The following is an 11,927-nucleotide window of genomic DNA, read 5'->3' as shown; positions in this document are numbered from 1 at the left end:
GGGGTATTTAGTATGCGTTATACGTGGATACATGTGTGATATAGATTTTTGGTACTCAATCCCTCAAAAATCTATAAATACAGGTTGACTAATCGTAAGAAAAAGCATACCTAACGGTATGCGACTTAGACAACAAAAGTACTTGAATAACATAGTAGAACAAGATCATCGCTTTATAAAGAAGCGAATCCGTTCTACGCTAGGTCTTAAATCTTTTGACACAGCTACATCCATTCTTTCTGGAGTAGAAGCCATGCATATGATTAAAAAAGAACAGATTGCTTTACGGAACCAGTCTGTCCAAAATCAAAAAGAATTCATCCATCAATTGTTTGGACTTGCAACATAAGATACGATTCCGTTAGGAATATATATGCTTTATTCTCTTTTGTTTTATTTTTGCACCAGAACCATAAATAACAAGAATCCATTTTGAAAAAAGAATTTTCAAAACGGATTCATTTTTTTTACCACATAACGTGGATTTTTCAGATACTTTTAATTAAACTTTATTTCAAAACTACGATTGCATGTTTTTTGAGCTTAATTCCTATTCGTTCTATTTCTGTTTTCCAGTAAAGCCAAGTGTTTTAGTCTTCCATACAAAAATATATGCAACTAGCAATATACAGAACATTGCCCATGGGAAAGAAAGTACTCCAATGGTTTCCAAAAGGAATGCTCCAACCACACTTCCGCCCCCAATAGCTAAGTTCCAAGTTGTTACAAGCATTGATTGAGCAACATCTGCACCATTTCCACCAGCATTTGCAATTGCAGTTTGCAGAAGTGTTGCGGCTCCTCCAAATGTAAGACCCCATAGTGTAACTGCAAGATAGATTACAATAGTTTGATTCATGCCAATACCTAGTGCTACAGATGCCAAACCGAACCCAGCAAGGCTGATTAAAACCAACGAACGTAGTTTATGGTCAATTAATATTCCAATAACCCAGATACCAACTAATGCTGCTATACCAAATATAAGCAATATCATGTCAATCTTTTGGGTTAGTCCTAAATAATCAAGGTAAGGTGCAATATAAGTATAAAGAATGTTATGTGAGAGTACCCAAGCTAATACAACAAATAGCACTGATCTTACCCCTGGTGTGACCAAAACCTTTAATAGAGGTATGCGTTTTTCCGTAGATTGTCCAGGGAAGTCTGGAAGTTTCCATAGAACCCAAATAACTAATAATAAAGTTGAAAGTGACATAATTCCGAAGACAAAGCGCCAGCCCAAAAAGGTACCAAGAAATGTCCCAATAGGAACACCAAATGCAAGAGCAAGAGGAGTTCCGACCATCGCTACCGCCATAGCCTTCCCTTTAAGTGATTCCGATGCCATTAGACGGGCATATCCGGCAGTCATTCCCCAAAGAACACCTGCAGTTACTCCAGCAAAGAAGCGAGCTATTAACGTCAAAGTATAATTAAAAGAAAAAGCAGTAATAGTATTAAATAAAAGAAATCCCGCGATACATAGAAGCAGCAAAGGCTTTCTTCTCCATCCTTGAGTTGCCGTAGTTAAAGGAATAGCAGCTAATAATGATCCAAGAGCATATGAAGTAACAAATTGGCCAGCAAGGGATTCAGTAACTCCTAGTCCATTACTAATCTCTATTAATAACCCAGCAGGAATAGTTTCTGTGAGTATACAGATAAATCCAGCCATCGCCAGAGCGATTAAACCGTTCCATGGAAGACGTTCTGGTGAAGAGGCAATTGTAGCACTCCGTGTAGTTGAACTTCTCTCTTGATACATAAGAAGAGCACCTCTTTTATATTAATATTTATTTAAGAAGCCAATACATAAAAAAATTTCTATAAAAAGGAAGTGAATATATAAGTAGGCACCTCTTTATTAAGAAAGGTACCTATAATTTATAGGAACATCTCAAAGTTTGACTATCCTTTTAATTTATTAAAATATCCTTTCTTCCAGTAAACTTATTTAATGTCACTCATAGATGGCATCGGTTAAGTCTACAGTAAATTGACCATCCATTCCCTCAAAAGCAGTATTTGTAAATGAAACTACTGTTAATTTCTCTATAGGGTCAACAAACCATGAGTGTCCATAAGCTCCGCCTAATCTCCATGTTCCAATGGACTCTTTTGTATTAGCTTCTTTAGAATCTTTCAATATAGTAAATCCTAAACCAAATCCTCTTCCAGGCCAGCCGACTAATGGTAAATTTCCAGTTTGAATCTTGGTCATTTCATTTTTTATATCATTTGGTAATAAAGAATTTCCTGACCTTAACTCTTCAAGGAAATACAGAAAATCCTCTGCAGTACCATTCATTCCAGAACCTCCTGATGGGAAAGCATTGGTATCGAATGCACGAGCAGGCTCAAACACGATGCCTGCGGTTCCTTCAAATACTTGAGCAACTTCCTTATCACCCATTCTTTTAGGAATAGGAGAACTACTTAGATATTGAGTTACTATTCTTTGCCTATCTATAACATTAAATGATGTATTCACCATTTCTAATGGATCAGTTATTAGAGTTCTAATTAATGCTTGCAACGAATCTCCATAAGCTTTACTGATAACTGCACCCAACACGTCTACTGCTATAGAATAACTCCAATTCGTACCCGGAGCATATAATAAAGGGACAGTGGAAAGTCTTTGTAAATTTTCTTCTAAAGAGATTCCTGAAAGGTTCATTCCATCTGAAACCCTTGCCTTTTTATATGCTCCTCCTTCAGGCTCTAAAAATCCATATGTCAACCCAGCCGTATGGGTAAGCAAATGCCTTACAGTAATGATAGGTTTGTCACCGTTCATTAACTGTGGTTGAAATTCTGGAAGCCACTTAGTAATTGGATCCTCCAAACCAATTATTTCTTTTGAGACCAATACTAAAGCTGCTGCAGAAACAATTGGTTTCGTAACAGATGCAAGGCGAAAAATCGAGTCCTGGTCCATTTTTGTTTTTTCTTCCCGATCAGCGTAACCTGCAACACGCTTATAGATAAGGTCACCATTCTTGCTAATTAAAGTCACTGTACCAACGATTTTGTTGTTTTCGATCGCTTTGTTTATTACTTCATCAACCCTTTTAATCAATCCTATGATGTCTTTATCTGTTGTTAACATTTATTCATCACATCCTATATAAATTTAAAGAACAACTTAATTTTAATAAAATAAACATTGATTTTACATAATAAATCATTTGAATTATTAGAATAATGATTATAAGTTCTAACTAATTTTCATCTTTTTCTTTTTATTTATAAAAAACGAAGAAATTAACGATGTATAATTTAAGTTTATAACGTTAAATTATACATTTTAATGATAAGCTTATATAATAAGAGGATATAACCTTTAATATTAAGTTTTTTTTGTTAATCTAACTTTATTTTAAAAGGGGGATTTATATGGATAGTGTAGATAAAGATATACTAACGCATTTGCAGGGAGATGCACGATTGTCAATGACTGCTATTGGTAAACTTATAGGCTTATCTCAACCAGCGGTAACTGAAAGAGTAAAAAGATTAGAAGAAAAAGGAATCATCTCAAATTACAGGACTGTTGTATCAAATGATAAAATCGGTAAGTCAACAGTAGCTTTTATTTTATTTCGAACCACACAATGTCTTAATTTTGTTGATTATTGCGAAAATACATCACAAGTGGTAGAGTGTCACCGTATAAGTGGGGAATATAACTACTTAATTAAAGTAGTAGTTGAATCTACAAAAGAACTTGAACTATTTGAAAATGAAAGTATGAAATATGGTAACTCCACTACACTAATTTCTCTTTCCTCACCTATTGATTTTAAACCGTTGCTTCCCTCGGCCATGATGCTAAAAGAATAAAATATTATGTATGTATTAAATTAGTAAGGAAGATTAATCTCTGCAATGTCTGAAATTACAATTACATCCCATAAATATGATTACCTCCTCTTAACTTTAAGATTCATCATATTCTATGCTTAAAAACAAAAGAAGCTTGTTTACTAGTCTATTTTCTACATTTTAAAGTAATAATATTATTATCTACTCTTTAAGTTTCAAATCTATTTCACCCCTTAACAACAAACAAGACGCCACCCAGATCACGGCAGCGCCTACGATAATTGCTATACACTTCATCAAACTCATTTATTCTCATATTATTTATTTCTTTGCTTCCATACCCCATTCTCTTTATGATAAGTATTCTTGCCATTCATGAAGTCAGCTGTATTACCAGGAATGCTATATTTCTTATTCTTTTTCTTAGCCTTCTTCTTCAGCCTCTTCTCTTCTTGAACAGCTTGCAAGTCCGCCTTCCATTGTTTCAACAAATCCTTTTCACGTCGCATCGAATTTGTACCCCTTGGATTAAAATGCACATCATATAATTAGATTCTACCTAGGTTTATAATCCGTCGAACCTTCTTCGGGATTGATAAGAAAAGTAGGCAATGAATTAGATTTCAATTTTTTCGTAAGGAATTCCATATCACTTTCATTTTCATCTACATTTCTTTCAATTAACTCAAATTCAACACCCGGCGGCGTATTATTTAGCATCGCCTTTGCTCTCATACATTTTGAACATGTATTACCTGTAAACATAATGATCTTAGTTGTCATTCTCTTTCGCTCCTTTTAATAGTAGTACCAGTTCCGATTCTACTATTGTAGACGGAAATTTAATGAACTAAACTCAGATTTCCCATACTAGTGTAAAGAAAAACAGGCCAATTTCAGCCTGTTTTTCTTTACACTTGCCCTACTACTCTTTCCCTTCTCTTTTTACTCAAAGCCTTCCCTTCCCAAAACAACAAACTTACTAAAGCACAAATTAAAATAACTGGAACACTTGCTTTATATAAATCTGTAAAACTCATAGCCATCTTATTTTTGGCATACCGACTTACATCTTTTGAAAATGCGAGTATTTCTTTCTTTATACTCTCCTCTTGTTTTTCAACTTCTTTTGTTACTTGATTCGTAATTTCTTCTCTTTTTATATCTCTATATTCTACTGGAACGCCAATTAATACTTTATCCACTTTTTGATGAATTAGTTCGGCTTTTTTCTCTTTACTTAAACCCACCAATGTTTCATTTTGTTTCTTTTCCACATGTGCTTCTATACTTTGTTTCTCTATTTTTTCTTTTGTTACTTGTAATATCTCAGCTTGCTGAGCACTATTCACATGAATATTACGCACTTTTTCTTCTGCATAACGATATACATTCTCTTTATTTAAAGATAAGTTGTGAGTTAAATTAGATACAAATATTGCAACCGCTAATACAATCCCTACTTGCCGCAACATTGATACAACACTTTGAGAAGCAGTTAATAATTCCCCTTCAAACGAAGATGCACTTAAAACTGTAATTGGTCCCACTACTAAACCATATCCAACACCTAATATCATACATGGAATAATAATTTCTATATTCGTTGAATTAACGTCAATCATTTGCAACCAATAGTAGGATAGGCCCATAACAAGAAACCCTAACAAAATAATAGTTGCTTTTCCAAGTTTTTTAATTAAAGTTGCTGCAACAGGTGAGATAAAAAATATCATCGCTGAAATAGGTGTCACTAGAAAAGCAGCTTCAATTTCCGTTCGGTGCTGTATTTTTGTCAAAAAAGTTGGAAGCAATACAGTAACGCCAATTAAGAATAAATTACTCAATATAACAACGATAGATGCTCCGACAAACATTCGATCTTTAAATAAATTTAAATTCACCATTGGATTATGAATCTTTCGTTCCACTAAAACAAATAGAATAAGAGAAATAGTGCTAATTGCATAACAAGACAAAGCAATATTACTTTGCCATCCCCATGTATTACCTTTTACTAGTATGAGAGTAAAAGAGAAAATCGCTGAACTACTTAATATAAGCCCAATCCAATCAATTTTTGAGATAATACGTTCTTCATTTTTTATTTGTAGCATAATACAGCATAAAATGATTCCAAGAATACAAATCGGAACATTGACGAAGAACACCCATCTCCATCCTACATTTTGCGTAATAATCCCGCCTATTACTGGACCAATTGCAGCTGACAACCCCTGTGTTACTCCTAAAATGCCAAGTGCAACATGCCTCTTTGCTAACGGCATAGCTGATACACCAATTACCATACTTGTCGGAAATAAAATTGCTGCTCCAACACTTTGTATAAAACGAGAAAAAATAAGGAAGTCACCTGTATTAGCAAAAGCACAAAGCACTGATCCACCACCAAAAATAATTAAACCGAGAATATACACCTTTGCTTTCCCAAAAATATCAGCTATCCGTCCTAGCGGGATTGCGAGTACTGCAATCGTCATTGTATAAACATTTAATACCCAAGACATCTTCTCTAATGAAGTATTTACACTCGATTGTATTGCTGGTAAAGCTATATTCATAATCGTTGTATCAATCATACAAAGAAAAATACCTAAGCACATTAAAAAGACAATCTTAATACCCTTTGACTGCTCCATGTTAATCTACCCCTTTATTTATTGTGAACGTGTTTTTCATTCTTCCGTTTTATTGTTTTCTTTTGCTTCTAATTGCTGTAACTTCCTCTTCAACATCTCTACTTGTGCACTATATGATGCAATACCTACATCGAGCGAAATTTCTTCAACAAAAGTAATACCTTCTCTCCATTTTTCATATTTCAAACGAAGATCCGCAATGTACGCTTCTTTCCTTTCAATTTCGTCTTCAATCCATTTTTTTATCGCCCTATCATCACTATAATTACCAAAATACATCCTCATTAAAAAATCTGAACGTAAAACGTCTTTCTCTACATCCGTTTGCATGTATTTATAAAACTCTTCACGCCCTTCATCTGTAATAAAGTACATTTTCTTATTCGGTTTCCCTTCTTGCATAACAACCTCTTTTTTTATTTTCCCCTCTTTTTCTAATTGTCTTAAAGTTGGGTAAATCATTCCAAAGCTTCCATCAAAAAAATGAGTAAATACATCTTCAAACAAAATTTTAATATCATAACCAGACAATTCTTTTTCCATTAATAAACCTAAAACAACATCTCTTCCCTTCAAAATAAGACCCCCACATAGTATATAATCAATAATCATATTAACAATGTTAATATGATTATTGATTATATACCTTATTCTGTAAATTGTAAAATGTTTCTAACTAAAAAAGCTGTCCTGTAATTTGGTTTTTCCAAATTACAGGACAGCCTCTCTTCATATTTCCTATACAAAACCTTTTACTATTTAACTCCTACATCTTGCATAGATTCAGTTTCCTTTTTCTTACCTTCTTTTATTTCATAGTAATAAGAAGGTAATTCTATATTATGTTCTAAGAAGTAATCCTCAATTAATGAAATAATTACTTTCAATGTTTTCAAACGAGCATATAATTTATCATTACTCGCAATAATATTCCATTTAGCATTCGGCTTATTTGTTTCTTCAAACATATCTTCCATTGCTTCGACATACTCATCCCATTTTTCACGATTACGCCAGTCTTCGTCTGTAATTTTCCATCTTTTAAGAGGGTTGTTCTCTCTTTCTGTAAATCTCTTTAACTGTTCGTCATTACTAATATGATAGAAAAACTTTCCTATTATGTAATGATCATCTGTTAATAGTTTTTCGAAATCATTAATTTCGCCATACGCTCTCGTCCACTCTTCCTTTGTGGCGAACTCTTCAACACGCTCAACTAATACACGCCCATACCATGAACGGTCGAATATAGTAATTTGCCCATATTGAGGAAGTTTCCGCCAAAAACGTTGCAAATAATGATACCGTTTTTCATGAGGAGCAGGCGCTCCAATTGGATTTACTTGGAATCCGCGTGGATCAAGATGCTCAGTCACTCGCTTAATTGCTCCGCCTTTACCTGCCGCATCCCAACCTTCCATAACCATCATAACGGCTATTTTCTCTTCTTTTAATATTTGTTGTAGTGCTAATAAATGCATTTGATATTTTTCAAGTTTCTTATTGTACTTAGATTTTGATTCAATTTTTTTCGTTAAATCTACTTTAGCAAGATGCTCTTTTTCCATCAAACGAATCCCCCTTGTTATATGACAATGTTATTTTAACATATTTATTGGTAATTTTTTCTTGTTTCAAAAAAGCTGTGTAGAAAATCTCTACACAGCTTCTTTCTCTAATTGTACATCCACCTCAATATTCTCTCTTCTATTCCTTACAGCTTTCATAAAGAATACAACAGTTAAAATAACTGTAATAACCGCACCTACAATATACGATGTATTTAGCGGAATATTAAAACCAATTTTCGCATTTAAAATATAAACAACTGTCATGATCGTCATAAATATCGCTGGAATTAAAGAAACGATATACTGTTTTCCTTTTATAAATAAATACATCGTTCCAATCCATAACGCAATGGCTGCAGTCGATTGGTTAGCCCAAGAGAAATATCTCCATAATAGTGTAAAGTCAATTTTCGTTAAGCCATATGCCATAACAAATAATGGAATCGCAATAATTAAGCGATTTTTTAATTTTGTTTGATTGAAATGGAAGTAATCCGCAATAATAGAACGTGCCGCACGGAATGCTGTGTCTCCAGATGTAATTGGTAATACAATGACACCAAGAACAGCTATTGTGCCACCCACAGCACCTAACATCGTCTTCGAGATTTCACTTACAACCGCAGCTGGTGTACCCGATTTAATTAGCTCATTTAATTCACCGTAAGAGAAAATACTCATTGCCGCAGCTGCCCAGATCATTGCAATTATCGCTTCTGCAATCATCATACCGAAAAATACATAACGGCCATGTTTCTCCGTTTGAAGTGTACGTGAAATAATTGGTGATTGTGTTGCGTGGAATCCTGATAAGGCACCACACGTAATCGTCAACATTAATAATGGGAAAATAGGTGCATTGTCTGGATGCATATTTTCAAACGTTAGCTCTGGAATAGGGGAGCCTTTTATTATCATCATTCCCCCTATGCCAATAGCACTTATTAGCAATAATGCACCTAATACCGGATAAATTTTACCAATAATTTTATCAATCGGTAAGATAGTCGATAAAATGTAATATATGAAAATTACAGATAAAATAATAGTTATTGGCACTTTTCCTTGCAATACAATATCAAGTAATGATGCTGGTGTTGTTATAAATACAGTTCCTACTAATACTAAAAGTAACAATGAAAAAACATTTACAATATGTCTCATTGCATTCCCTAAAAATTTCCCTGCTAATTCAGGAATATGCGCCCCTTTATTTCGTATAGAAATCATCCCTGTAAGATAATCATGAACGGCTCCTGCAAAAATCGCTCCTATCACAATCCAGACAAATGCAACTGGACCATATAAAGCACCTAATATTGGTCCGAATATAGGACCAGTACCTGCAATATTAAGTAATTGAATCATAGAATTCTTTCGCCTATCCATAGGTACATAATCTATCCCATCTTGATTCACATAAGCTGGTGTCTTTCTCGAATAATTTACTCCAAATATCTTTTCAATTAACTTTCCATATGTAAAATAACCGATTATCAATACGACGATTGACACTAAAAATGTAATCACTTCTATCCCCTCCCCCTTCAGAAAGCATTTTCTTATTTCTATATAAGAAATCGCTTTCAATTTATTCTAGCATATTTAACTATATTAAATAAATAATTTATACAGAATTTTTAGCATATTATTTTTATAAGATAAAAAAACAGCCTCTCTTATTTACAATATCCACTTACATTATATGGTATATTTTTTCACAAAGAGAAGATAATAACAAATAAATCCATTAAAGAATGGGAGCTCTCTAAAGATGAAACGAAAAATATTTTCTCTCTTTGCACTAATCTGCTTAGCACTACCAATACAAGCTAGTGCATACACATTTCAATCACTACCAATTGCGTCAAAGTCTAAACAGTGGTATATCGAAATTGACAAATCTCATAACTCAAACAAGCAAGCCGTGCAGCCAAAACAAGGTGTATATGATACGTATAGTTTACTCTTAAAAAATATTGGTAATGATGTTGCAAATGTATCGGTGGAAATACTTGATAACACACCTACATCTAAAGCTACCTTTAATCCTACTTCATCTAATAACAACGTTTCAAAAAGTCATACAAGCTTTGACTACATGGTATTCCCATTAGACTTTAATAGCCATAATTTTAAAGTTGTCATTACTTGGGAAGAAAAGAATTTCTCTTACAACGGTCATCCAGTACATGAGAGTAAAAAAATGAAGCAAACATTTGTGTTTAATGAAGAGTAAGTCCTAATTTGATTAGGGCTTACTCTTTATTTACAAAACCCGATTGAATTGCTTCTGTCACTTCTTTTGCAATATGTATTTTTGTAGCGTCTACACAGATTTTTTTGTCCCAAACATGTACGGAAGGCTCTTCATTAGACAAATGCTTAATTAAGATGAATCGATTATATGTCATTTTATTTTCTATAGGAGTAGCAATATACACCGTGAAATTCCTTGCTTCAAATACCTTTTCTCCCAAAACGTATTTACATCCCAACTCATGTACTACTAAATCATGTAGATTTTCTATAGTCATATACCATTCCCCCTTTTTGCCTACATAATCAATCGAACCGCCGAATACTTGGTACAGACAATGCCATTCCAATTGTTATGAGTACTAAAATAGCTAGCATTATAATTGTTATCTTTCCACCTATTACAGTAGCTAACCAGCCTACCACCACATACCCTAATGGTAATAAAGCAAATGAGCCTAACATATCAAGACTTGCCACTCTTCCAAAAGCTTCTTCTGGTACAAGCTCTTGTAAACTTGTTTCCCAAATAAGCCCAAATATCATAATACCGAATCCTTCAATTGCCATTAATCCAATTAAGGCGGGTGCCCAAGAAACGAAAGGCATAATTAATAACGCCATTCCACTAATTAAAACACCACCATACGCAAGTAATCCTCTCTTATGCCACCGCTGCCTCCCACCAAAAATTAGTGCTGCAATTACAGCTCCAGCACCAGAAGCAGCCATACCTAAGCCATACACGTAAGCTTCAAAATGATGATGAACATTAAACAACCATGGAATTAATACAACGATAACGCCTGCATAACAAATATTAATGAAAGAAAAGACTAGAATGGTAATCCACAACCACGGATGACTTTTTAAAACTAAAATACCTTCCATAAACTCTTGTTTGTAATCGATCTTACTCTTTTCAATGGGTTTTACTTTTTTAAACTTAATTTCTTTTAAAAATAATAAACATAAAAATGATAACAAATACGTTGCTGCATCTAGTCCGAAGCCTATCCCTGCAGATGTAACTGATACTATTAACCCACCAAGTGCTGGGCCAATTAATCGTATTCCTTGATTACTCATTTGCGTTAATGCATTAGCTGCATTTCGAATTTCCGGTACAAATACTTTCGCTCTTACAGCTGAATACGCCGGCTGAAATATCCCTTCCATAAGTCCATATAACGCTACGAGTACATATAGAAGTGGAATTGTTAAAACGTCCATAAATATAAGCGTTGCAAGTAATAGCATTAATATGCAGCGGATTATATCTGTAGATAACATCAATTTCACCCGGTCAATTCGATCCACGACTAATCCAGCAAACGGTAACGCAAGAATATTAGGAAGCATGTACATTGCCATAGTCATTCCCATTACAACTGTTGAACCAGTTAATGAATACACAACGACTGGCAGAATAACCATCGTTATCGAACTACCTAAAGTCGAAAGTAATTGCCCAATCCATAAAAACTTAAAGTACGGTGACACTTTAACTGGCAATAACAATTTACCGACATAACCTAAATTTTTCTCTGTTGGTATTTCTCCTTGCATATCTCTCTCCTCTTTTCAAATTAAGTTAATACCAAAA

General features: G+C 33.9%; 12 protein-coding genes and 1 pseudogene. 3 read left to right on the top strand and 10 right to left on the bottom strand.

Annotated elements, in window-relative coordinates; translation table 11 throughout:
- Window positions 1-115: 115 nt before the first annotated feature.
- A pseudogene (locus AC1DKZ_RS27285) lies at window positions 116-349 on the top strand (DDE-type integrase/transposase/recombinase); the annotation flags it as partial.
- Between the two features lie 210 nt (window positions 350-559).
- Here the strand turns inward: AC1DKZ_RS27285 and AC1DKZ_RS27280 are convergent.
- On the bottom strand, window positions 560-1,768 hold the full coding sequence (locus tag AC1DKZ_RS27280; protein WP_476997455.1) for an MFS transporter: 1,209 nt from the start codon (window positions 1,766-1,768) through the stop codon (window positions 560-562).
- 195 nt (window positions 1,769-1,963) lie between these two features.
- A complete protein-coding gene (locus tag AC1DKZ_RS27275; protein WP_476997454.1) occupies window positions 1,964-3,115 on the bottom strand; it encodes a serine hydrolase domain-containing protein in 1,152 nt (383 codons plus the stop codon).
- 287 nt (window positions 3,116-3,402) lie between these two features.
- Here AC1DKZ_RS27275 and AC1DKZ_RS27270 point away from each other — a divergent pair, with 287 nt between their 5' ends.
- Window positions 3,403-3,849: an Lrp/AsnC family transcriptional regulator gene (locus AC1DKZ_RS27270; protein WP_427328145.1), complete on the top strand. Its 447-nt coding sequence runs from the start codon at window positions 3,403-3,405 to the stop codon at window positions 3,847-3,849.
- 299 nt (window positions 3,850-4,148) lie between these two features.
- Here AC1DKZ_RS27270 and AC1DKZ_RS27265 read toward each other — a convergent pair whose 3' ends face one another.
- The 6 genes from AC1DKZ_RS27265 to AC1DKZ_RS27240 all read right to left on the bottom strand — a co-directional run bounded on the left by AC1DKZ_RS27265 (window position 4,149) and on the right by AC1DKZ_RS27240 (window position 9,592).
- Window positions 4,149-4,340, bottom strand: a complete 192-nt coding sequence (locus tag AC1DKZ_RS27265; RefSeq protein WP_242309262.1) for a hypothetical protein — start codon at window positions 4,338-4,340, stop codon at window positions 4,149-4,151.
- Between the two features lie 46 nt (window positions 4,341-4,386).
- Window positions 4,387-4,614 carry a glutaredoxin family protein gene (locus AC1DKZ_RS27260; RefSeq protein ID WP_242309261.1) on the bottom strand — a complete coding sequence of 76 codons (228 nt, stop codon included), beginning with the start codon at window positions 4,612-4,614 and terminating at the stop codon, window positions 4,387-4,389.
- Window positions 4,615-4,742: 128 nt separating this feature from the next.
- Window positions 4,743-6,491: an MFS transporter gene (locus AC1DKZ_RS27255; protein ID WP_476997453.1), complete on the bottom strand. Its 1,749-nt coding sequence runs from the start codon at window positions 6,489-6,491 to the stop codon at window positions 4,743-4,745.
- Window positions 6,492-6,527: 36 nt separating this feature from the next.
- The gene (locus tag AC1DKZ_RS27250) at window positions 6,528-7,067 is read right to left on the bottom strand and encodes a PadR family transcriptional regulator (protein ID WP_219301977.1); all 540 of its coding nucleotides are present in this window, start codon (window positions 7,065-7,067) and stop codon (window positions 6,528-6,530) included.
- A gap of 179 nt (window positions 7,068-7,246) precedes the next feature.
- Window positions 7,247-8,059, bottom strand: coding sequence for a polyphosphate kinase 2 family protein (locus AC1DKZ_RS27245; protein WP_476997452.1), 813 nt, complete (start codon window positions 8,057-8,059; stop codon window positions 7,247-7,249).
- Between the two features lie 90 nt (window positions 8,060-8,149).
- Window positions 8,150-9,592: a carbon starvation CstA family protein gene (locus tag AC1DKZ_RS27240; RefSeq protein ID WP_476997451.1), complete on the bottom strand. Its 1,443-nt coding sequence runs from the start codon at window positions 9,590-9,592 to the stop codon at window positions 8,150-8,152.
- 244 nt (window positions 9,593-9,836) lie between these two features.
- On the opposite strand from AC1DKZ_RS27240, the gene AC1DKZ_RS27235 reads away from it, so the two are divergent.
- On the top strand, window positions 9,837-10,301 hold the full coding sequence (locus AC1DKZ_RS27235; RefSeq protein WP_002086342.1) for a hypothetical protein: 465 nt from the start codon (window positions 9,837-9,839) through the stop codon (window positions 10,299-10,301).
- 19 nt (window positions 10,302-10,320) lie between these two features.
- Here the strand turns inward: AC1DKZ_RS27235 and AC1DKZ_RS27230 are convergent, their stop codons facing one another.
- On the bottom strand, window positions 10,321-10,599 hold the full coding sequence (locus AC1DKZ_RS27230) for a hypothetical protein (RefSeq protein WP_002135550.1): 279 nt from the start codon (window positions 10,597-10,599) through the stop codon (window positions 10,321-10,323).
- 28 nt (window positions 10,600-10,627) lie between these two features.
- On the bottom strand, window positions 10,628-11,890 hold the full coding sequence (locus AC1DKZ_RS27225) for an MFS transporter (protein WP_476997450.1): 1,263 nt from the start codon (window positions 11,888-11,890) through the stop codon (window positions 10,628-10,630).
- Window positions 11,891-11,927 lie beyond the last annotated feature (37 nt).

It is taken from the genome of Bacillus sp. 05T21 (genome assembly GCF_056396785.1).
The sequence above is the reverse complement of the archived record's forward strand: the minus strand, read 5'-3'. Positions and strand labels throughout refer to the sequence as shown.

Excerpts from the sequence above, each read along its gene's own strand:
- AC1DKZ_RS27280 (WP_476997455.1), bottom strand. The coding sequence starts at position 1,768 with ATGTATCAAGAGAGAAGTTCAACTACACGGAGTGCTACAATTGCCTCT.
- AC1DKZ_RS27255 (WP_476997453.1), bottom strand. The coding sequence starts at position 6,491 with ATGGAGCAGTCAAAGGGTATTAAGATTGTCTTTTTAATGTGCTTAGGT.
- AC1DKZ_RS27260 (WP_242309261.1), bottom strand. The coding sequence starts at position 4,614 with ATGACAACTAAGATCATTATGTTTACAGGTAATACATGTTCAAAATGT.
- AC1DKZ_RS27230 (WP_002135550.1), bottom strand. The coding sequence starts at position 10,599 with ATGACTATAGAAAATCTACATGATTTAGTAGTACATGAGTTGGGATGT.
- AC1DKZ_RS27225 (WP_476997450.1), bottom strand. The coding sequence starts at position 11,890 with ATGCAAGGAGAAATACCAACAGAGAAAAATTTAGGTTATGTCGGTAAA.
- AC1DKZ_RS27245 (WP_476997452.1), bottom strand. The coding sequence starts at position 8,059 with ATGGAAAAAGAGCATCTTGCTAAAGTAGATTTAACGAAAAAAATTGAA.
- AC1DKZ_RS27275 (WP_476997454.1), bottom strand. The coding sequence starts at position 3,115 with ATGTTAACAACAGATAAAGACATCATAGGATTGATTAAAAGGGTTGAT.
- AC1DKZ_RS27265 (WP_242309262.1), bottom strand. The coding sequence starts at position 4,340 with ATGCGACGTGAAAAGGATTTGTTGAAACAATGGAAGGCGGACTTGCAA.
- AC1DKZ_RS27235 (WP_002086342.1), top strand. The coding sequence starts at position 9,837 with ATGAAACGAAAAATATTTTCTCTCTTTGCACTAATCTGCTTAGCACTA.
- AC1DKZ_RS27270 (WP_427328145.1), top strand. The coding sequence starts at position 3,403 with ATGGATAGTGTAGATAAAGATATACTAACGCATTTGCAGGGAGATGCA.